Source organism: Desulfofundulus australicus DSM 11792 (assembly GCF_900129285.1).
GTDB lineage: Bacteria > Bacillota > Desulfotomaculia > Desulfotomaculales > Desulfovirgulaceae > Desulfofundulus > Desulfofundulus australicus.
Genome location: NZ_FQUW01000018.1, coordinates 44196 through 64146 on the forward strand (window position 1 = coordinate 44196; position 19951 = coordinate 64146).

Here is a 19951-nt window from a genome sequence, read left to right on the forward strand (position 1 = left end):
ACAACACCTCCTGCTTGTTTTATTTACGATTGCTGAGCAGCCGAAAGTTTTTTGCGGATCAACTGGGCGCGGTATATATCCCGCTCCACAGGACTCAAATCCTTACCCGTAACCTTTACCAGGAAGGCCGGCCGGGTAAGAACCATCAATTCAATTGTCAGCGGGGCCGGGATATTTTTGATGATCCCCATATTAATACCCAGGCGCAGGTCGGAAAACAGGCTCATGGCTTCCTCGGAGGTCATCACCCGGGCATGCTTCAGCAGGCCGTAGGCCCGCCCCACCCGATCCTCCAGCTGCTCGCGGCGCTCCCGGAAGAGGGCCTGCCGGGCCGCCCTTTCCTGCTCCAGCAGCTGGCGGGTTACCGAGATGAGGTTGGCAATTATGTCCTCTTCCGCCTGCCCCAGGGTAACCTGGTTGGAGACCTGGAACAGGTTCCCCTTGGCCTCGGTACCCTCACCGTAAAGCCCGCGCACGGTTAACCCCAGCTTGGTAATGGTGTCCAGAACCCCTTTGATTTGATTGACCATCACCAGGCCGGGCAGGTGCAGCATCACCGAAGCGCGCAGGCCCGTACCCACGTTGGTGGGGCAGGCCGTGAGGTAACCCAGCTTTTCATCAAAGGCATAATCCAGGGTCGCCTCCAGGGCGTCGTCAAGGCGGCTGATCAGCTCCCAGGCCCTGTTCAACTGCAGGCCGGGCAGCAGGCACTGCAGGCGCAGGTGGTCTTCTTCGTTGACCATCACGCTGAGCACTTCGTCGTCCCGCAGCACCACCGCCTTGCGCTCGAAATTCTCCAGCAAATCAGGGCTGATCAGGTGTTTTTCTACTAGTATCTGCCTTTCCACAGGTGTCAATTCGTTCATGCGCGTTAATTCCATCCTGCCCATTTTTTCCCGGAAAACCCTGTTTTCTATGGCCGTCTGCACGGCGTGGATCACGTCTTCGGCCTTTTCCCGGGTGAGCAGGTGGGGAAAAGGCAGGTGGGCCAGGTTCCGGGCCACCCGCACCCGGCTGCTGATGACTATATCCGATTCGGGACCCGTACCATCCATCCAGTGACTGTGGGGATTGTTCACAGTTTCTCTGATGGACATGACCTTATCCCTCCCGCAGCTCCTTTTCCAGCTCCCGGATGGCATCCCGCAATTCCGCCGCCCGCTCGAACTCCTCCCGGCTGACGGCTTCCCGCAGCTGGGCCTTCAGCCGCTCCAGGCGGTTGATTACCCGCATTTTACCGCCGGTACGCTCGGGCACCTTGCCCGTATGCCGGGTATTCCCGTGGATCCGCCGGAACACGGGCTCCAGCCGGGGGCCAAAATAGCGGTAGCACTCCCCGCACCCCAGCAATCCCTGGCGGGCAAACTGGGCCTCCGTCAGGCCGCAGGCCTCACAGCGGGCTCCCGCCGGAGCCACCGCAGGGCCGGTGGTGGGAAAGCCGAACTCATTGTGCAGCAGCCCGGCCAGAAAATTATGCAGGTTTATCTGAGGGAAAAAGCCCATGGCCTGGGCCTGCAGCTCACGGGCGCACTGCTCGCACAGGCGCATGGTCCGCTTTTCATTGTTGATGATTTCCGTCCAGTGGACCGTAGCCGGTCTCTGGTGACAGCGTTCGCATTCCATCCACTTCAACCTCCTTTTGGGGCACCGGCAAAAGTATTCCCCGGATGCCCGTTTTATTCACCTTTTTGACCCAGCAAACTTATAATCATGGCGCGCAGGATCATAGCCCGCAGCTGGTCCCGGGCCGGCAGGCCCAGGCGCAGCACTTCCCGGTCGATCACCGCCTGCATCATCCGGGATTCACGGTCGGTGATCAGCTTTTCTTCCCGCATCCGCTCAATGATCGCCTGCGCCCGCCGCTGGGATATTTCCCTGCCCACCAGATTCAGCAGCTGGCTGAGGGAATCCAGCCTCTGGTCCCGGGGCAACTGCATAATCCGCACGTAACCGCCGCCACCCCGCCGGCTTTCCACCAGAAAGCCGTGCTCCACGGTAAAGCGGGTGGCCAGGACGTAATTGATCTGGGAGGGAACGCAATTAAACTGCTCGGCCAGTTCATTGCGCCGGATCTCGATCATCCCGCGGGCGCTGGCGGCCAGTAATTCCTTCAGGTAGCGTTCAATGAGATCCGAGATGTTCGACAACCACCCCCACCCTCCCTTAACTTTGACCTTGACTGACTTTCACCTTTATTATAGACAGATCGGCCTGAAAAAATACAAGCGCCGGGAAAAACTTTTAGAGAAAATTTCTGGCAGCCATAGCCTGCCTGTAAAATCTGGATCCCCCGGGCGCTTTATTTTTCGATTTTTTACCTGATTCCAGTTTATTATACGGATTTATCCCCCAAAATAAAAAAGTACACATAAAACAAAAAGCATACCTGTGGTTTCACAGGTATGCTCTCTTTTGCCATGGCTCCCCGAGTAGGATTCGAACCTACAACCCTCCGGTTAACAGCCGGATGCTCTACCGTTGAGCTATCGGGGAATAACCTCAGTGCCACTGCTTATTATACTAAACTCTCCTTCACCCGTCAAGCCCTTTTTAACGCCTCGTGTCTGGAGCATGACCAGAATTCAGTTTTGCAGTTACTTTAAAAGGACAGGATTACATGTCAAGCTGGCAGGACCTCCACCCGCGGTGCAGCCAGACGGGCCGCCCTGCCCAGCCAGCCGCGCACTTCCATAGCCTCGGCCACCCTCTTGACCGCCACCATGTAGGCAGCCAGGCGCATATCCACATCCCTGCCCAGCTTGCGCATGGCCACCACTTCATGAAAACCGCGCACCATAATTTCCTCAAGACGGCGGTTTACCTCTTCCTCAGTCCAGTAATATCCCATGTTGTTTTGCACCCATTCAAAATAGGAGACCGTAACCCCTCCCGCACTGGCCAGGATATCAGGTATAACAAAAATTCCCTTTTGATTCAATATCCGGTCGCCTTCCGGTGTGGTGGGGCCGTTGGCCGCCTCGGCCACAATCTTTGCCCTGACCTGCCCGGCCACACTGGCGGTAATCTGGTTTTCCAGCGCCGCCGGCACCAGAATATCGCAGTCCAGGGTGAGCAGTTCGGTGGAGGAAATGGGTTTGCTGCCGGGGAAACCCTTTACAGAACCGGTTTTTGTCTTATGGTCACGCAGTTTTACCGGGTCCATGCCGGCGGTATTACAGGCCCCGCCGGTGGAATCCACAACGGCGACAATGCGGCAGCCCATTTCGTGCAGCAGCCGGGCCACAATGCTGCCGGCGTTTCCGAAACCCTGTACGGCCACCGCAGCCCCGGCCAGGGGTATCCCCAGCATCTTGGCCGCCTCCCGCACTACAATGGCACACCCCCGGGCGGTAGCTTCATTGCGGCCCGCCGATCCGCCCACGATCAGCGGCTTGCCGGTAATAACACCAAACTCGTTGTATCCTTTATAGCGGCTGAATTCATCCATCATCCAGGCCATGACCCGGGGATTGGTATACACATCCGGCGCCGGGATATCTTTCTCAGGACCTAAAATCTCGGCAACAGCCCGCACGTATCCCCGGCTCAACCTCTCCAGTTCGCCTGGCGAGAGTTCTTTGGGATTGCATACCACCCCGCCTTTACCCCCTCCGTAAGGCAGGCCCACCACCGCACATTTGAAGGTCATCCACATGGCCAGCGCCTTCACTTCTTCCAGGGTGACGTCAGGATGAAAACGTATGCCGCCCTTTGCCGGTCCCAGGGCGCTGTTATGCTGGACCCTTCAGCCGGGGACAGGAATTAGAGCCGGCGACAATCTGCCGGCCATCTGTAACAAAATAGGATCTCAATCTGGGATTTAGACATGCCGGGGTGATGGTTATGCTTTCACTATTGAAATCCCGGCTAGTCAACATCGAAAAGGATATTCTGGCCGCCTACGTTAAAAAAATTGAGGAAGGCACCATGAGTAAAGGCCAGCTGGCCAAATTGCTGGGCATCAGCCGCATCACCCTTTACCGCAAGCTGAAACAATACGGGCTGTAGAAGATAGTAGGGGGCGAACCAACCCCTTTTCTTCATAATCATAAATGAATGTTCAATAAGCAAGACCATGGAATTGCGCAAGCAATCCTCGAAAATTTATTCTTGGTGGCTTTCGCATGGTTAACTTCCGAAAAAAATTTTTACATTGCGGGAACCTTTTTCAGTGTTATCCGTCATAATTAATAAGTCAAGCGTTGAAATATTAATGAAATATTAAAAGGGTGAAGACGAATGATGTCGTCTAGAACTCAGCCCAAGTTTAAGTTATTTATCTTCTTACTGCTGGCGATAACCGCAATAATTTTCCTTGTTGCGGGAACGGCCTTTGCCGAAAAGGCCGTCAGGCTCGTGGTAGACGGTAAGGAAATCAGCCCGGACGTCCCGCCCCAGTTAATTGACGGGCGTGCCGTGGCGCCGGTCAGGGAGGTTGCCGAAGCCCTGGGAGCTAAGGTAGCCTGGGATGCCGGAAGCCGGACCGTAAAAGTGGTTACCGGCGACTGGCCTGGTCAACTGGCCAGTTCTCTTGACCGGGCCGGAGGCGAGTTCAAGCCCGCGCCGGACGCGGAAGGAGAAGTGAAAAAGCTCTGGCGGGTGGGCGAGCACCGTTTTTTACTGGAGCACGCCTGGAATATGGATTACAGTTACTTCCTTTGCGACGCAGAGACGGGCGAAAAAGATTTGATCGTCGATTTTATGGAAAACGCACGATTCAAAGAAGCCCGGAATAACGAACTTGTCTTTGTCGCCAAAGGAGGCGGTGATTGCGGCGATTACAGCTTCCCCTACCTTTTGCGCTACGATGTGGAAAACAAAAAATTGTCCCGGGAAGAGTTATACCTTACGCGCTCCGTCGCTTTCGGGGCGAGCGGAGCCTGGGAGCACGTTTTTAAAGGCGTAAGCTTAAAAGACGGAGCGGTTGCCCTGGAGCTGGCCGTTGCCCCGGAGCAGGTGCTGGCCGGAGGGCATAAAAGGCCTTTTACTGTCGTTGACCGCCGGCACGACGGTTTAACCGTCCGCATCTACGGCGTGCGTTGTCCAAAAAGCAGCGAGGGCGAGCTCAAACCTGATCACCCGCTGATTGAAAGGATTTCCTGGCGGGCGCTGCCGGCTCAAGAACCTGTGGCCAATGAGGATCTTCTGAAGGAAGACTTCCCCTACGGCGCCGCCCTGAAAAGCACTGCCGCCATCCAGGGACCTTCCCTGCTGGTTGAGATAGATACAAAAGGTGAACCGGTCTATAACATTGACACCAGCAGAACCCCGAACCATAAGCTGACCTATATCGTAAAAATTAAATAGCAGTCCTGTGACAGGAGAGTTCTTTAGCCAGTTGTGCCCGGGGTTGGCCCTGGCCAGGTGTAAATTGGATTGGCCTTACGTCCCTCTCAAGATTTTTATTTGTGATGATGGTGATTTCATGAGGGGAAGGCAAACCTGCTTAAACCATTGGCTGCTGGCGGTAATCTTTGCTCTGGCTTTTCTGAGCGGCTGCCGGCCCGGTAACGTACAGGAGGAAGCAGCCGCCCCCCATCCGGAAGAAATTAGCCCGCAAGGCATTTACCTCGCAGCTTCGCCCCTGATAGTCAAGCCGGGCGACGAGGTTTCCGTCGCTTTAAAAAGCGACCGCCTGCACGAAATCAAGGCGGAACTGGCGCTGGGTTTATCCTGCCCGGGGATCGGCCTGGTGAAAAACTACGGCCGGCTGAAAGATAATCACGCCCGGGTAAAAATTCCCCCTGATCTGCCGGCGGGAAACTATTATTTTCTCGCCGCCGACCCGAAATTTCGCGTCAACAGCGGGGTGGGTACTTACGCTTACATTCACGTGGTGAACCCGGACGTTCTCCCTGCTGATCCCGGGAAAGCGCCCCGGCGGCTGGTTGCCACGGCTACCCCGCTGTACAGCCGGCCCGAAGCTGCTGCACCGCCGTACCATGCTTTATCACCGGGAGCGGTGGTGAAAGTGCTGGCGGTAAAAGAGGCGGCCGGGGAACAGTGGTACTGGGCGCAGGTTAACGTTTACGAAACCGGGCGGGAAAGAGCCGGCTGGCTGAGGGCCGCCGCCACCGTGCCGGTTACCCCGGAAAATTACCGCACCGCGCGGGAGGTAAGGCTGCGCCCGGGTGCAAAGTACTACGAGCACGAACGTTTTCACCGGGGAGACCTGGGTGCTCCCGGAGAGTGGCACCTGGCGGACGAAGTGCTGTGGATAGTGGAGAGGCGGGAGAAGATGGTGCGCCTGCGGCCCTCCGGGGACATTGTGCTGGCCGTGGACAAAGACATCTGGGCCGCGGAAGCGGATCTGGTCTACTTCCGGGGCGATCTTCGCGAAGAGGAGGAACACTGATGGGAAAGCCCGGCCTCCTCACTGGCCAAAGGAGAACGGGCTTTCTTGCTGCGCATTTTCATTGTTATTTGCAGTAATTTTATATTACAATGAATCCCAAAGGATTTAACGATCTTTTTAATTTTAAAAATGAATTTCACTTCCATAAGGGGGAAACAACTGATGACAGACCAAAATCAAGGAGAAATAAACTTACAAAAAATGAATATTTCAAACAGGTCATGGTTAAAGAAAGTTGGTATTTCCCTGGTTATTCTCTCTTGTGTTTTCTATGGTGCTTTATTACTTGTACCCTTTACCCCTTATACAGTAAGTACAAAAGCATTAATATCCTCAATACTTGTTATTTCAGGAGAAGCATCGTTCTGGCTTGGCGGTTTTATACTAGGGAGAGAAATTGTCATGAAATATAGAAAATACCTGAATCCATTGCATTGGTTTAAAAAGAAAACTGACTCCAGGTAAGAATTACTATGTCACATTTTTAACAAAATGCGCCAACCGGTAACGCCGGTAAGTGGCGTCATTGTCACGTACAATAGCAGCCGTATTTGGGTATAATTATCGCCCTATGGGGCGATGCCCCGCTCGAACCACAACACAGGGCTACAGGTTTTCAGGGGCGGTTTTCCACAAGTTCAGTTTTACCACCGTGGTCTGGCGGGGTAAATTACTTCTGTCCACCACCAGTTCTTCCTGTTCACCGTAGCCGGGGAACATTTTGAGAAAATCAGTTACCGGCGCTATGGGGAAATCGACATAAGCGGTCTTGTAATGCATGGGCAGAACATAGGGCGGGGACAGCAGCCTGACCAGCTCCGCCGCCTCGCCGGCATCAATGGTATAGTAGCCCCCCACCGGAACCATTAAAACGTCAACCGGCCCCAGCGCCTCCACCAGGGCCTTATCCGGCAGGTGGCCCAGGTCCCCCACATGGCATACCCTCAGCCCTTCACTTTCCACCACGAAGATGATATTGTTACCCCGCTGGCTGCCCTGTTTCTTATCATGGTAGGAATTATGCCCCGTGATCTTGATCTGGCCGAAAACATGTTCCCCCGCCTCCTGCACCACCTTCGGGTTACCGGGAACCGTTTTCACGGCGTTATGATCAAAATGCTGGTGGCTGACGGTGACAATATCCGCCGGAATACGGGGGAGGGGATAACCCACCGTTTCATCAAAGGGGTCGGTCACTATCCTGGTATTGCCTTCCGTGGTTATTAAAAAACACGCATGGCCGAGCCACTGGAACTTCATCCATAACCCTCCTTATCTATTAGAGTCAGATTAGCAGGAAAGCCGGCCTGAGCTGGCCCAAAATGCAGTAACTGCGCCGGCCGCACTTTATTGAATATTCTTTCTCTTTCCGGAAGCCGTAATCCTCCTGACCTGCGGGAAAAAAGCAGCCCGGGCCATATGACCCGGGCCGCTTCCGGGCGTATGTAAGCACGCAGGGCCGGTGCGGCAGAAGGCACAGGAAGCTTTTTTATGGCTGCTCCCGCGGCCGCATTAAGGGGAAGAGGATCACATCCCGGATGGACGGGGAGTCGGTCAGCAGCATGACCAGCCGGTCGATGCCGATGCCCAGGCCGCCCGCCGGGGGCATGCCGTACTCCAGGGCGGTAAGGTAATCCTCGTCCATCATGTGAGCCTCCTCGTCCCCCGCCCGGCGCTTCTCCAGCTGTTTGAGGAAGCGGGCCCTCTGATCGAGGGGATCGTTGAGCTCGGAGAAGGCATTGGCCATCTCCCGGGCGTAAATAAACAGCTCGAACCGGTACGTCAGGGCGGGGTCATCCTCTTTGCGCTTGGCCAGGGGTGAAATTTCAATGGGGTAGTCCAGGATAAAAACGGGCTGGATCAGCTGCGGCTCCACCTTCTCCTCGAACACCTTGTTTAAGACGGTGCCCCAGCCGTCCGTTTCCTCCACCTCCACCCCCAGTTCCCGGGCTGCCCGGCGGGCCTGTTCCCCGTCTTCCCGGTACCGGTTGAAATCAAGACCGGTATGCTCCTCCACCGCCTCCAGCATGGTCTGCCTCTTCCAGGGCGGCGCCAGGTTGATCTCCACCCCCTGGTAGGTAATGGTGGTGGTGCCCAGCACCTCGGAGGCCACGGTGGAGATCATTTCTTCCGTCAGGTCCATCATATCGTGATAGTCGGCATAGGCCTGGTAAAGCTCCAGCATGGTGAATTCCGGGTTGTGCTTGGTGGATATGCCCTCGTTGCGGAAGTTCCGGTTTATTTCGTAAACCTTTTCAAACCCCCCCACCAGCAGGCGCTTGAGGTAAAGTTCGGGGGCAATGCGCAGGTACAGATCCATATCCAGGGCGTTGTGGTGGGTGATAAAGGGCCTGGCTGCCGCCCCGCCGGCGATGGGGTGCATCATGGGCGTCTCCACTTCCAGGAATCCGCGCCTTTCCAGGAAATTGCGTATTGCATGGATCACCCGGCTGCGGATGACAAAAGTTTCCTTTACCCCGGGATTGACGATCAGGTCCAGGTAGCGCTGGCGGTAGCGCAGGTCCACGTCCTTTAAACCGTGCCACTTTTCCGGCAGGGGGCGCAGGGACTTGGCCAGCAGGGTCAGCTCCCCCACGGCTACGGTAACTTCACCGGTCCGGGTTTTAAAAACCCGGCCCCGCACACCGATGATATCCCCTATATCCAGCCGCTGAAAAAGGTTATAGGTTTCGGCACCCACGTCATCCTGGCGCAGGTAGATCTGGATTTGACCCGAAACGTCCCGGAGGTTGCCGAAACTGGCCTTGCCGTGACCGCGCCGGGCCATCAGGCGTCCGGCAATCCTCACCTCCTGCCCCTCGCACTCGTCATAGTGCTCGACAATCCAGGCAGCAAGGTGGGTGCGGGGGTAGCGACCACCGTAGGGCTCAATCCCCCGGGCCTTTAATTCCTCCATCTTTTCCAGGCGCACGCGCATCAATTCGTTTAAATCGTCCGTTCTGAGTTCTGTGCTTTCCTTATCCGACATATCATTCCTCCGGCTCTTCCCTTTAGCGTATGTCCAGTATCTGGTATTTCAACAGGCCCGCAGGCACGGAAACCTCCACGATGCTCCCCTTGCGCTGGCCCAGGATGGCCTTGCCCACGGGAGACTCGTTAGAAATTTTATGAGCTCCGGGATCGGCCTCCACGGAGCCAACAATGGTGTATTCCACCTCATCGCCGTATTCCAGGTCCTTGAGGAGGACAGTGGAACCGAGGGTCACCTCATCGGTTCCCGCCCGCTCATCGTCGATAACCCTGGCGTTGCGCAGCATCTGCTCAAGGGTTAAAATGCGGCCTTCTATAAAGGCCTGTTCATTTTTGGCGTCCTCGTATTCCGAGTTTTCACTGATATCTCCAAACTCAATGGCCTGCTTGATACGGGCGGCTACCTCGCGGCGGCGGGTGGTTTTAAGCTCTTCCAGCTCTTTTTCCAGCTTCTCCAGGCCTTCGCGGGTTAGAATTACTTCTTTTTCCTTCACTTTTTATCGACTCCTTTGCACTTCTCTGCCCGGGCCTGCACCCGGGGCAAAAGCCCACTCCCCCAACGACACTGAAAGCACTGCAATGAACGGACTCATTGCAGTGCCCATGGTTACCAGCAACCTTTCCCCCAATTATAAGTAGGGTTTTTCCCTTTGTCAAGGGGCTACCCCCACAAGTTGCTGCTCCCCCAGCGCGTTAAGGCGGCTTTCGGCCCGGGCCCGGATGCGCTCGATTTCCCGGGGATCAATGGCCCGCTCAAAGCTGCGCAAACCGGCCAGCTTGAAGCCGTGTTTTTGGGCCAGGGCCCTGATTTCCTCCACCTGTTCAATGGTTATGTCACGCCCCAGGGAAAAATTCTCATACCTCTTCTCCAGGGCCAGGATCATGGTCTCGGACATACAGGCGTAGGCCGTGCCGGGCGGAAAGCCGAAATTGAAGTTAAAATTGACCTCCCCGGGCACCTCCACCACGCCCCCCTCAATGACCAGCACATCGTCCCTCTGCTCGGCCACCTGGCGGCTCACATTGCGGGGGCGGGAAACGTCACACACCACAGCCCCCGGCAGGAGGTCCTCCGGCCCGATGAGGGTGTCCACCGCGCTGGTAACGGCTATCACCACCTGGGCCGTCCGCAGGGCCTTCTTCACGTCGGAGGTAATGGATACCGCCAGGCCGGTTTCATAAAGAATTTTTGCCGCCAGCTGTTCCAGCCTGGACTTTTCCCGGGCCACCAGGGTCATCCTGGTGGCCTCCCGGGCCAGCATGCGGGCGCAAACACTGCCGATGGAACCGGTGGCGCCCAGCACCACAATATGCGCCCGGCGCAGGTCGTGCCCCATCAGGCGGGCCGCTTCCTTCGTCCCTTCGATGGCCGTGGCCACAGTATAGCTATTACCCGTGGTCACGGCTATATTCAGGTTTCTGGCCACGGTTATGCCCGCATCTCCCACCACGGAAGTAAAGGCTCCCAGGCCGACAATGCCGGCCCCCAGCTTTTCGGCCACGCGCCCCGCCTGTATTATCCGCTCCAGCACAAAATCCTCCGGAAGCTCCAGCATCTGCCTGGCGGTCAGGGGGCAGGCCACGAACCAGCCTTCCGCTTCCCCGCAGGGTGTCTTCACCCCGGTAATATGGGACACCTTCATGGGAGGTATCATCTGAAAGGCCTTTTCCACCCAGCGCCCGGGAAGGTAACGGGTAAAGGGGAATTTCCTGGCCACATCCCGGACGTCCAGAGGGTGAATGATGAACGCGAATTTTTCCACAGGGCTCACCTCGAATTCACTCTATGGTGGTTTCAATGCCTGACCGCCCGGACCAGTTCGACAATCTCATCCGGGTTGACGTACCTGTCTTCCTGGATGGGCGACTCGCCGATTTCGTAGCCGATGACGGGCTTATCCAGCACCGCCTCAAATATTTTTATTCTCCTGCTGGACCCGATAACCACCACCTGGTCGTAGCCGTGGGCGGTGGCTATCATTTCCATGAGGGTGTTGAACAGCTCCAGGCCGCTCCTGCGGCGCAAAAAATCCCAGCGTTCGGCATCGGTCATCAGGAGCACGAAATCCACCCCTTCCTTTTCCAGGGCGGAACGGAGCTCCTCCTTGTTCTTGATGGGAAAACCAATAACAGCAATCCGCCGGCCCTTGCGCACTTCCCCCAGCCCCTCCAGCCGGCTCACCAGCGTCCGGTCCACACCCAGGCGCCCGGCCACATCCGCCTGGGAAAGGCCCATGGCCCGCAGCTCCAGCATTCTGGAGATGCAGCGGTCAATGCGCCGGCGGCTGATGATCTTGTCGCCAATGCGGATAAGGTCCACGGAAAACCACACCACCCATTATATACCGGCAGGGAATTAAATATGTGCACATTTTTGTGTACAATTTATTTTATCAGCGCTTTTCCTCCAGGGCAAGGCAGAAAATCCCACAAACAAAAAAAAGCCGGCAGCAGCACCGGCTGTTTTACGGGCCATCCCCTGCCAGGATCCCCGTTAATATATGCCTCATTTCCTCCACCGTGGCGGCCCGGTTTATTTTCTCCCGCAGCCGGGCGGCCCCCCGCAGGCCCTTCAGGTACCAGGCAGCATGCTTGCGCATCTCCAGCACCCCGATGTGCTCCCCCTTGAAGGCAACCAGGAGGTCGAGGTGCCGCAGGGCGGTGCGGACCTTTTCCTCCCAGCCGGGTTCGGGCAGGAGCTCGCCGGTGGCCAGGTAATGCACCGTGCGGGAAAAAATCCAGGGGTTGCCCATGGAGGCGCGGCCGATCATTACGCCGTCGCAGCCCGTCTCCTCCAGCATCCTCCTGGCGTCCAGGGGCGTGCGCACATCCCCGTTGCCGATCACCGGGATGCTCACCGCCTCCTTCACCCGGCGGATGATCTCCCAGTCGGCCCGGCCGCTGTAAAACTGGGCCCTGGTGCGCCCGTGTACGGTCACCGCCGCGGCTCCGGCCGCCTCCACCAGGCGGGCCAGCTCAACGGCGTTCACATGCTCGTCATCCCAGCCCTTGCGCATTTTCACCGTTACGGGCACCTTCACCCGGGCCGCCACCCGGGAGACAATTTCGGCGGCCAGTTCCGGGTTCCTCATCAGGGCCGCCCCCTCGCCGTTTTTGACGATTTTCGGCGTGGGGCAGCCCATATTGATGTCGATAATGTCGGCACCCGCGGCAGCCACAATCTCCGCCGCCCGGGCCATGTACCCGGGGTTGGAGCCGAAAATCTGCACGGCCAGGGGCCCGCCTTCCCCCCCGCGCTCGAGCATGACTAGCGTGCGGGGGTTGCCATAAATCAAGGCCTGGTCGCTGATCATCTCCGAAAAGGCCAGCCCGCAGCCGGCCTCCCGGGCCAGGATGCGGTAGGCCCGGTCGGTGACCCCGGCCATGGGGGCGGCAATTACCCGGTTGGCCAGTTCCACGCTGCCAATCTTCATCCTCACCGTCATTTCACCGCCGGCAGATTGCGCTCGTAGATCAGGCGCAGGCCCTTGAGGGTGAGCAGCTGATCCACCCGGTCGATGGTGCGGGACTCCCGGGCGATGAGCTCGGCCAGCCCCCCGGTGGCCAGCACGGTGGGGTTTCCCCCCAGCTCGGCTTTCATCCGGCGCACTATTTCATCCACCTGCCCCACAAAGCCGAAGATGATCCCCGCCTGCATGCTGCTGACGGTATTCTTGCCGATAACCGACGGCGGCCTGACCAGCTCCACCCGGGGCAGCTTGGCGGCCCGGGCGAAGAGGGCCTCGGTGGAAATGCCGATACCCGGGGCGATGGCCCCGCCCAGGTATTCCCCCCTGGCCGAGATGGCGTCAAAGGTGGTGGCCGTGCCGAAATCCACAATGATCAGCGGTCCGCCGTACAGCTCGTACCCCGCCACCGCGTTGACAATGCGGTCGGCCCCCACCTCCCGGGGGTTGTCATATTTAATGGCCAGGCCCGTTTTAATTCCGGGCCCCACCACCAGGGGCCTGACCCCGAAATACTTCTCGCTCATCTGCTCCAGGGCCAGCATCAGGGGGGGCACCACCGACGAGATCACCAGGGCCCTGATATCCCGGCGGGAAATGCCCGCGTACTGGAAGAGGTCCCGGAGCAGCAAACCGTATTCATCGGCCGTCCGGTGGGGGTTGGTGGACAGGCGCCAGTGTTCCAGCAGCTCCTGGCCTTTATATACCCCCAGAACGATATTGGTATTCCCCACGTCAAATACCAGGATCATCGCCTTTTCACTCCTTTTCAGAGTAATTCTACCAGAGGGCCGCGGGCACCGCAATAAAATGTCCGCGGCAGAAGTGGCCGCGGGAAAAAAATTATGATATTATGAAATAATAATTATTATAGCAAACCGGAGGTTGACCGCAGTGGATGAGCGCATTCCCCGCATGAAAGCGGACATTTTAAAGGCCCTGGCCCACCCCACCCGGGTGAGCATCCTGGAGTGCCTGCGGCAGGGGGAGCGGTGCGTCTGCGAGATCATTGAGGAGCTGGATATGGAGCAGTCCAACGTATCCCAGCACCTGGCGGTGCTGAAAAAACTGGACATCGTCGACTCCCGCAAGGAGGGCCTGCGGGTGAACTACCGGGTGAAGTACCCGGAGGTTTTCCAGATCCTCGACCTGCTGGACGGGGTGCTGGTGTCGCAGGTGGAGGATACCATGACCACCCTGAAGGGCCTGCGGAAGAAAAAAGACGGCCTGCGGTAAACCATTTAAGGCGCACAGGTTGACAACTTGAGGCGGCGGTTTTAAAATTTTTAGAGGGAAATTCCAGCTGATCCTGCGAGGTGCCGGCTCTTGAAGGAACGGGTCCTGGAACTGCTGAAAAACGGATACCCCGACTTTGTTTCCGGCGAGGCCATCTGCCGGAGCCTGGGCATTTCCCGCACGGCGGTATGGAAGCACATCCAGGCCCTGCGGGGGGCGGGTTACGACATCGAGGCCGTGCCCCACGCCGGCTACCGCCTGGTGAGCGTCCCGGACCGCCTCTACCCGGCGGAAATCACCCGGGGCCTGGCCACAGCCTTCCTGGGGCACAAAATTTACCACTACGACCGGGTGGAGTCCACCAACCGCACGGCCCGGGAGCTGGCCTCCCGCGGAGTCCCCGCCGGCACCCTGGTGGTGGCCGAAGAGCAGACCGGTGGCCGGGGGCGGATGGGCCGGGGCTGGTTCTCCCCCCACGGCCTGGGCATATGGTGTTCGGTGATCCTGCGCCCCGCGGTGAACCCCATGGACGCCCCTCCCCTGACCATGCTGGCGGCAGTGGCCGTGGCCCGGGCGCTGCGCCGGGTGACGGGGGTGGAGGCCGGTATCAAGTGGCCCAACGACCTGCTGGTGGGGGAGAAAAAAATCTGCGGCATTCTAACCGAGCTCTCCGCCGAGATGGAAAGGGTCAACTACCTAATCACCGGCATGGGCATCAACGTCAACATTGACCGCCACCAGTTCCCCCCGGAGCTCCGGGAAACGGCCACCTCGGTGCTGGCGGAAACGGGGCGGAGGGTTTCCCGGGTGGCCCTGCTGCAGGATCTGCTGGCCGAACTGGAATACTGGTACACCCTCTGGGAGAGGGAAGGGTTTGCCCCGGTGCTGGCCCGGTGGAAGGAGATGAGCGTGACCCTGCACCGGCCGGTGAAGGTGTTCACCTGGAAGGAAAGCTGGGAGGGCTGGGCTGAGGATGTAGCCCCCGACGGCTCGCTGCTGCTGCGCCTGCCCGGCGGCGAGCGCAAAAAGGTGGTCAGCGGGGAGGTGAGCCTGCGGACCAGGTAGGGCCCCGCGCGGAGGGCATCCCCTCACCGTAACGGGCGGGAGAGGTTACTGCACCCCTTTGGTTAACCATATATATTTCTATGGTTAACCGTTCACCCGGCAGCCCCTGCCTTAAACTTAACTACCCCCCCTCTTCCCCGCCGCCCCGCCCGGCCCCCCGTTCCGTTGCGCCCGGCGGGCCGGGATACTGCCGGCAGTTCAAACAACTGCTTAAATAATCTTGAAGGAGGTACCCGCCATGAAACTATCCCCCCGCGACATGGCCCTGGCTGCCCTCTTCGCCGCCCTGGCGGCCGTGGCAGCCATGCTGTCCCGTTTCTTCATCACCCCCTACGTACCCTTCAGCCTGGTGCCCTTCGTGGTCATGCTGGCCGGCGGGCTTCTGGGCGCCCGGGTGGCGGCTTTAAGCATGCTAGTCTACGTGCTGCTGGGCCTTGCCGGCCTGCCGGTCTTTGAGACGGCCCCCTTCGGCGGCCCGGCTTACCTGCTCAAGCCCACCTTCGGCTTCCTGCTGGGCTTCATCGGCGGTGCCTGGGTGACGGGGGCACTGGCTCCCAAACAAAAGGACCCGGGCGTGGCCCGGCTGTTCCTGGCCATGGCCGCCGGCCTGGCGGTGATCTACCTCATCGGCCTGCCCTACCTCTACGTGATCCTGAATTTCTACCTGGGCCAAACCTTCTCCGCCCTGCAGGTGCTCAAGATCGGCTTCTTCCCCTTCATCGGCTTCGACCTGCTCAAGGCCGTCCTGGCCGCCGTACTGGCCCGGCTGGTCTACCGGCGGCTGCACGGCTTCAGCAGCGAGAGCGCCGGCCGCTCCGGTTAGGCCCCGGCAGGCTTTACCGCCGCCGGGCGCACAAGAAGGGGCCGGGGCAGTTTTTATTGCCCCGGCCCGGAAATTGCCCTGACCATGCAGTTTTCGTTCATTTACTCTCCTTGAAGTGGCCGGAATCGCCCGGGAACCATTGCTTAAAGACTTGACCAGCGAAAGTTTGGATGAAGCTCTTTACAGGACGTGATATGTTGCGGCAGATTTTTGTGGATACCAGCTTTTTTTACGCCCACGCCTACGCAGACGACCCCCATTATCGTGAAGCGGTCCAGTTCCTGGAGAACCCCCCAGCCCCCAAATCCCCGCCGGAACAGTTGCCGGGGAAGGCCCACTGCCAGTGCGTTAGTAAATTTAGTGCCCGGCACCCTGGCACAGCTCACTGCATAAACCTCTCCATGCCGTCCCTGATGATGGCCTGCGCCTCTTCCAGGGTGTTGGCGGCAAACAGTTCCTCCATGACGCCGTCCAGCACTTCCAGGCTGGCCATCTCCCGGACTTCCTGCTGCAGGCCGGCGGATGCATCGCCGAACCTCCTCCTGAGGTACTTGCAGATGGCGTCCTGTTTTGCTTCAACCTTACCCCTGGCCTCTGCCTCGGCGCGCTCTTCCCTGACCCACTCCTGGAAAATCGGTGATTCCATGACCATTTCCCTCCTTATCATCGATAGTACCAGGTCCGGCGGGTACTTACCGCCGGCCAGTATCGCCATGGCCGCCAGCAGGTCCTGCCGCAGTGATTCGTCCTCTATTTCCTGCACGGCGTCTATACATTTCTTCAGTGCCTGCTCGGGGCTTTCCTTTGCATCATCGCCTTTCATCAACGGCAGCAGGGGGTAAAGCCCCACCAGTTTGGCGGTTATCACCGGTTGCCTGCGCTCTTCCCACACCCGGATCACCGTATAGGAATATTCCAGCCCTCCCGTATCCCACCGGTCACTTAACCGGTGCAGCCCGTTGTCGTCTTCCTTGTAGAAAAACATCACCACCTGGCGTATGGACGGGGTGCCCCTGCCGCCAGCCAGCGTGGCCTCCCATATGTCGCTACGGTAGCGCAGCATGCGGGCCGGCAGCGCCTCGTCGCGGTAGCCCATAGGCTCGAAGTGAAGCAGGTACGGGCTGCTGGGGTCATCTATTTCCAGTACGTTATCCAGCCGGGATTCCTTTTTGGGGGTGTACTCCGTTTTATAGGGCCTTACCCATTCTTCCCTGCAGTCCGGTTGCACGTATCTGGCCCAGTCGGCGGGCCGGCGCTGGAACAGCCGCTTTATTGGTATGTCTATCCCGGGCATTTACGTTCATTCACCCTCTTCTGGATAACTCGTAAGATCCCACCAGCCTCTAAAAAAAAAATTAGCTTATCTCCTTTCCTGAATTATACCACACGGAACGGGGATCTGGTACGGCGGGATGCCGGGGTAGCCTGCTTGAAAAGTAAACCCCCGCTGGCGTAGCTGCCGGGGAAGGCCCACGCCCAATACGTTAATAAGTTAAGTGCCTGGCACCGTCAATTCCATCTTCCTGCCGCCGCCCGCGGCATGATATAATATACACGCAAGATTTAATTGCCTGCCGTTGTGCCTGCCGTTGAGAGGACTGGGATAGTTGGCCGTTAATGTCATTGACCGGAGTCTCAAGGCTTTGACCCGCCGTTACCCGAAACCCTTTGTCAAACTTGTCCTGGACTCCACAGAAGGGGTGGCCGTGGCCACCATCGAAAACCCGGAGATCAACCTCCCGGAAAGGCGGCTCGATTTCGTCTACGGCCTGCGCCTGGATGACCAGGAGTACCTGCTGCACCTCGAATTCCAGCTCCAGCACGAGACCGACCTGCCGGAACGGATGTTCACCTACAACGCGCTCCTGACCGCCGCCTACCGGCGACCGGCCATCTCGGCGGTCATTTGCCTGGCGCGGCAGGAATACCGCCGTTTACCCGAAGCCTATGCCGTGACCTTCCGGAGCAGGGCGGTCCACACCTTCACCTACCGGGTCATCAGGCTCTGGGAATACGAAGAAGCCATTGCCGGCGGCGAGCTGAAGGAGCTCGCTCCCCTGCTCGTCCTGCTGGCCGAAAAGGGTAAAGAAGAAGCTGCCCTGGCCAGAACTAGAGAACTGGTCCTGGCCATCGGCGACGAGAAGCACCGGGCCGATGCCCTGTCGGTGGCTATCACCGTGGCGGCGCGCTACTTCAGTCGCGATTTTTTGCTTGAGTTTTTCAAGGGGGAAATGGAGATGCTGCAGGAAGCCAGTATTGTCCAGGAATGGATAAACGAAGGCCTGGAGAGAGGCCGAAAAGAAGGCCTGGCGGAAGGCCTGGAAAAGGGCCTGGCAGAAGGCCTGGAAAAGGGCAGGAAGGCGGGAAAGCTCGAGGGAGAGATCGAGACGCTGCAAAGGGACATCCAGGAAGTCCTGGAGGAACGCTTCGGCCGAGTCAAAAAAGGTATGGGCAAGAAGCTGGCCGCCATTGACGACCCGGCGGTGCTCCGTTCCCTGCTCAAGAAAAGCGTCAGGGTGAAGAGCCTCGAGGAGTTCGCCCGGCTCTTGGAAGAAGTGTAACGTCCGGAGACAAGGTAAAGCCCTACCGGTGGCCTGCGGAGGGGCTTTCTTTTTAGCCCTCTAACCATATTTTGCCAGTAAGGTAAATAAAGGCGGACAAAACGCAAAGGAACCTCTTCTCGAAGTAGCAGGGATCGCCCGTGAGCCATTACTCAAAAACTTGATCAGCGAAAGTTTAGATGAAGCTCCCGCCTCCCTTGCCAGCCGCGGGCGGTAGGGACTTTCGCTTTCCAGCTTGAAGGCGATCGCGGAAAGATACTTCCTGGTTTTTCGCGTGGCACTTTTAGGCACTTTTAGGAGTCCCATGGTCTGGAAGTGAGCTCAACCCGGGGTGGCCTGCTTGAAAAGTAAACCCCCGCTGGCGTAGCTGCCGGGGAAGGCCCACGCCCAATACGTTAATAAGTTAAGTGCCTGGCACCGCTCACTGTATTAACCTTTCCATGCCGTCCCTGATGATGGCCTGCGCCTCTTCCAGGGTGTTGGCGGCAAACAATTCCTCCATTACGCCGTCCAGCACTTCCAGGCTGGTCATCTCCCGGACTTCCTGCTGCAGGCCGGCAGATGCATCGCCGAACCTACTCCTGAGGTACTTGCAGATGGCGTCCTGTGCTTTCTCAACTTTGCCCCTGGCTTCGCCGATGGCCTCGCCTTCAGCCCTGCCTTCGGCCTTCCCTCTCAATACGCCTTCCATCACAGCTTGCTTCTTCATCTCATCCAGTGCCCGTTCTATGTTGGTGATCATCTTTTCCACCTCCCGGGGATCGTTTTCCTCCAGCACGCGTTCCACCTCTTCTCGCAGGCGTACCGGCAATTTGCGCTTGATGACGTTCTTCAGCCACACCGTCACCTGACGAAACTGCTCCGGAGTCATCCCTTTCAGTACGCCGGCGAGCTTCCTGAGCCGGACTACCAGCTCCAGGGAATCCACGGTCTGGTCCAGGTAAAACACGCTGGACACCACGTTGGCCGCCCCGTACAGGTCCTCTTCGCTGTAGCGCACGACGTCGAAAAGGATGTAGGAGAAGTCCAGCAGGTAACCGGGGAACCGCTCGTGCCCCGCCTGGTATTCCCTGAAGCTCCTGCAGGCCGTCCAGCTTCTCCTGCCGTTGTAGAGGACGGCGGGAACGATGGCCGGCAGCCTGAATCCCCTGCGCCTCCGCTCCTTCTCCGGCGTGTTGTGGTAAATGTCCCGCCATATCTCCACCATGTACAGCAGCAGCCGGAAGGGCATCAGGTAGTCCACCGTTGACTGCAGCTCCAGCAGAACGTAGAATATAACGTCGCCGCCTTTCGTCTTGAGCCGGTAGATGATGTCTGCTTCTTTCTCGCTGAAGTCCTGCAGGATATAGGACTTTTCCACCCGCACCAGGCTGTCTTCGTCTATGTTTTTCGTCCATTCCTCACGGACAAAGGTCTTGAGCAATTCCAGAAACGCCCGCTTGCTGGAGAGAAG

The 19951-nt window shown here is 58.2% G+C and carries 21 protein-coding genes, 1 tRNA gene and 1 pseudogene; 8 read left to right on the forward strand and 15 right to left on the reverse strand.

The window, feature by feature from the left end; genetic code table 11:
- Positions 1-23 precede the first annotated feature (23 nt).
- The 6 genes and pseudogenes from BUB44_RS08475 to BUB44_RS15980 form a co-directional block, all read right to left on the reverse strand.
- The gene (locus BUB44_RS08475) at positions 24-1097 is read right to left on the reverse strand and encodes a protein arginine kinase (protein WP_073165151.1); all 1074 of its coding nucleotides are present in this window, start codon (positions 1095-1097) and stop codon (positions 24-26) included.
- A gap of 4 nt (positions 1098-1101) precedes the next feature.
- Entirely contained in the window at positions 1102-1623 is a 522-nt protein-coding gene (locus BUB44_RS08480; RefSeq protein WP_073165154.1) for a UvrB/UvrC motif-containing protein, read from the reverse strand.
- A gap of 53 nt (positions 1624-1676) precedes the next feature.
- Positions 1677-2147 (reverse strand): CtsR family transcriptional regulator, encoded by a 471-nt coding sequence (locus BUB44_RS08485; RefSeq protein ID WP_073165157.1) that lies wholly within the window; start codon positions 2145-2147, stop codon positions 1677-1679.
- Positions 2148-2418: 271 nt separating this feature from the next.
- Positions 2419-2493 (reverse strand) — tRNA-Asn (locus BUB44_RS08490).
- Positions 2494-2620: 127 nt separating this feature from the next.
- The gene (locus BUB44_RS08495) at positions 2621-3460 is read right to left on the reverse strand and encodes a Glu/Leu/Phe/Val family dehydrogenase (protein WP_341349372.1); all 840 of its coding nucleotides are present in this window, start codon (positions 3458-3460) and stop codon (positions 2621-2623) included.
- Positions 3446-3733 (reverse strand): annotated as a pseudogene (locus BUB44_RS15980) (Glu/Leu/Phe/Val dehydrogenase dimerization domain-containing protein); the annotation flags it as partial. The gene BUB44_RS08495 and the pseudogene BUB44_RS15980, both read right to left, overlap by 15 nt.
- 110 nt (positions 3734-3843) lie before the next feature.
- Between BUB44_RS15980 and BUB44_RS14995 the strand changes: the two are divergent.
- The 4 genes from BUB44_RS14995 to BUB44_RS08515 all read left to right on the forward strand — a co-directional run bounded on the left by BUB44_RS14995 (position 3844) and on the right by BUB44_RS08515 (position 6820).
- On the forward strand, positions 3844-4008 hold the full coding sequence (locus BUB44_RS14995) for a helix-turn-helix domain-containing protein (protein ID WP_165611028.1): 165 nt from the start codon (positions 3844-3846) through the stop codon (positions 4006-4008).
- A 234-nt stretch (positions 4009-4242) separates the two neighbouring features.
- The gene (locus BUB44_RS08505) at positions 4243-5307 is read left to right on the forward strand and encodes a copper amine oxidase N-terminal domain-containing protein (RefSeq protein ID WP_073165163.1); all 1065 of its coding nucleotides are present in this window, start codon (positions 4243-4245) and stop codon (positions 5305-5307) included.
- Between the two features lie 118 nt (positions 5308-5425).
- Entirely contained in the window at positions 5426-6355 is a 930-nt protein-coding gene (locus BUB44_RS08510; RefSeq protein ID WP_131821610.1) for a hypothetical protein, read from the forward strand.
- A gap of 162 nt (positions 6356-6517) precedes the next feature.
- Positions 6518-6820: a transporter suffix domain-containing protein gene (locus BUB44_RS08515; protein WP_027357537.1), complete on the forward strand. Its 303-nt coding sequence runs from the start codon at positions 6518-6520 to the stop codon at positions 6818-6820.
- A 141-nt stretch (positions 6821-6961) separates the two neighbouring features.
- Here BUB44_RS08515 and BUB44_RS08520 read toward each other — a convergent pair whose 3' ends face one another.
- From BUB44_RS08520 to BUB44_RS08555, 7 genes are all read right to left on the reverse strand, one after another.
- Positions 6962-7615, reverse strand: coding sequence for an MBL fold metallo-hydrolase (locus tag BUB44_RS08520; RefSeq protein WP_027357536.1), 654 nt, complete (start codon positions 7613-7615; stop codon positions 6962-6964).
- A 229-nt stretch (positions 7616-7844) separates the two neighbouring features.
- Positions 7845-9344: a lysine--tRNA ligase gene (gene lysS / locus BUB44_RS08530; RefSeq protein ID WP_027357534.1), complete on the reverse strand. Its 1500-nt coding sequence runs from the start codon at positions 9342-9344 to the stop codon at positions 7845-7847.
- 22 nt (positions 9345-9366) lie between these two features.
- Positions 9367-9840 carry a transcription elongation factor GreA gene (gene greA / locus BUB44_RS08535; RefSeq protein ID WP_027357533.1) on the reverse strand — a complete coding sequence of 158 codons (474 nt, stop codon included), beginning with the start codon at positions 9838-9840 and terminating at the stop codon, positions 9367-9369.
- Positions 9841-9999: 159 nt separating this feature from the next.
- A complete protein-coding gene (locus BUB44_RS08540) occupies positions 10000-11109 on the reverse strand; it encodes an SDR family NAD(P)-dependent oxidoreductase (protein WP_027357532.1) in 1110 nt (369 codons plus the stop codon).
- A 32-nt stretch (positions 11110-11141) separates the two neighbouring features.
- The gene (locus BUB44_RS08545) at positions 11142-11666 is read right to left on the reverse strand and encodes a hypothetical protein (RefSeq protein WP_027357531.1); all 525 of its coding nucleotides are present in this window, start codon (positions 11664-11666) and stop codon (positions 11142-11144) included.
- A 145-nt stretch (positions 11667-11811) separates the two neighbouring features.
- Entirely contained in the window at positions 11812-12780 is a 969-nt protein-coding gene (gene dusB, locus BUB44_RS08550; RefSeq protein ID WP_027357530.1) for a tRNA dihydrouridine synthase DusB, read from the reverse strand.
- Between the two features lie 8 nt (positions 12781-12788).
- Entirely contained in the window at positions 12789-13565 is a 777-nt protein-coding gene (locus tag BUB44_RS08555; protein WP_073165169.1) for a type III pantothenate kinase, read from the reverse strand.
- A 142-nt stretch (positions 13566-13707) separates the two neighbouring features.
- On the opposite strand from BUB44_RS08555, the gene BUB44_RS08560 reads away from it, so the two are divergent.
- The 3 genes from BUB44_RS08560 to BUB44_RS08570 all read left to right on the forward strand — a co-directional run bounded on the left by BUB44_RS08560 (position 13708) and on the right by BUB44_RS08570 (position 15937).
- The gene (locus tag BUB44_RS08560; protein WP_027357528.1) at positions 13708-14049 is read left to right on the forward strand and encodes an ArsR/SmtB family transcription factor; all 342 of its coding nucleotides are present in this window, start codon (positions 13708-13710) and stop codon (positions 14047-14049) included.
- Positions 14050-14139: 90 nt separating this feature from the next.
- Complete coding sequence (locus BUB44_RS08565; protein WP_073165172.1) at positions 14140-15114, forward strand: biotin--[acetyl-CoA-carboxylase] ligase; 975 nt, start codon at positions 14140-14142, stop codon at positions 15112-15114.
- A gap of 238 nt (positions 15115-15352) precedes the next feature.
- Positions 15353-15937, forward strand: a complete 585-nt coding sequence (locus tag BUB44_RS08570; RefSeq protein WP_027357526.1) for a biotin transporter BioY — start codon at positions 15353-15355, stop codon at positions 15935-15937.
- Positions 15938-16319: 382 nt separating this feature from the next.
- Here the strand turns inward: BUB44_RS08570 and BUB44_RS08580 are convergent, their stop codons facing one another.
- A complete protein-coding gene (locus BUB44_RS08580; RefSeq protein ID WP_073165175.1) occupies positions 16320-17231 on the reverse strand; it encodes an RpnC/YadD family protein in 912 nt (303 codons plus the stop codon).
- Positions 17232-17544: 313 nt separating this feature from the next.
- Between BUB44_RS08580 and BUB44_RS08585 the strand changes: the two genes are divergently transcribed.
- Positions 17545-18498, forward strand: a complete 954-nt coding sequence (locus BUB44_RS08585; protein WP_073165178.1) for an RpnC/YadD family protein — start codon at positions 17545-17547, stop codon at positions 18496-18498.
- A gap of 421 nt (positions 18499-18919) precedes the next feature.
- On the opposite strand, the gene BUB44_RS08590 is transcribed toward BUB44_RS08585, so the two are convergent.
- The coding region (locus BUB44_RS08590; RefSeq protein ID WP_073165205.1) for an Rpn family recombination-promoting nuclease/putative transposase at positions 18920-19951 on the reverse strand (1032 nt) is incomplete at its 5' end.

What these genes read in the sequence shown, in the direction of transcription:
- lysS (WP_027357534.1), bottom strand. Translation starts at nt 9,344, where the DNA reads ATGTCGGATAAGGAAAGCACAGAACTCAGAACGGACGATTTAAACGAA.
- BUB44_RS08520 (WP_027357536.1), bottom strand. Translation starts at nt 7,615, where the DNA reads ATGAAGTTCCAGTGGCTCGGCCATGCGTGTTTTTTAATAACCACGGAA.
- BUB44_RS08580 (WP_073165175.1), bottom strand. Translation starts at nt 17,231, where the DNA reads ATGCCCGGGATAGACATACCAATAAAGCGGCTGTTCCAGCGCCGGCCC.
- BUB44_RS08505 (WP_073165163.1), top strand. Translation starts at nt 4,243, where the DNA reads ATGTCGTCTAGAACTCAGCCCAAGTTTAAGTTATTTATCTTCTTACTG.
- dusB (WP_027357530.1), bottom strand. Translation starts at nt 12,780, where the DNA reads ATGAAGATTGGCAGCGTGGAACTGGCCAACCGGGTAATTGCCGCCCCC.
- BUB44_RS14995 (WP_165611028.1), top strand. Translation starts at nt 3,844, where the DNA reads ATGCTTTCACTATTGAAATCCCGGCTAGTCAACATCGAAAAGGATATT.
- BUB44_RS08510 (WP_131821610.1), top strand. Translation starts at nt 5,426, where the DNA reads ATGAGGGGAAGGCAAACCTGCTTAAACCATTGGCTGCTGGCGGTAATC.
- BUB44_RS08555 (WP_073165169.1), bottom strand. Translation starts at nt 13,565, where the DNA reads ATGATCCTGGTATTTGACGTGGGGAATACCAATATCGTTCTGGGGGTA.
- BUB44_RS08495 (WP_341349372.1), bottom strand. Translation starts at nt 3,460, where the DNA reads ATGGCCTGGATGATGGATGAATTCAGCCGCTATAAAGGATACAACGAG.
- BUB44_RS08480 (WP_073165154.1), bottom strand. Translation starts at nt 1,623, where the DNA reads ATGGAATGCGAACGCTGTCACCAGAGACCGGCTACGGTCCACTGGACG.
- BUB44_RS08570 (WP_027357526.1), top strand. Translation starts at nt 15,353, where the DNA reads ATGAAACTATCCCCCCGCGACATGGCCCTGGCTGCCCTCTTCGCCGCC.
- BUB44_RS08475 (WP_073165151.1), bottom strand. Translation starts at nt 1,097, where the DNA reads ATGTCCATCAGAGAAACTGTGAACAATCCCCACAGTCACTGGATGGAT.
- BUB44_RS08515 (WP_027357537.1), top strand. Translation starts at nt 6,518, where the DNA reads ATGACAGACCAAAATCAAGGAGAAATAAACTTACAAAAAATGAATATT.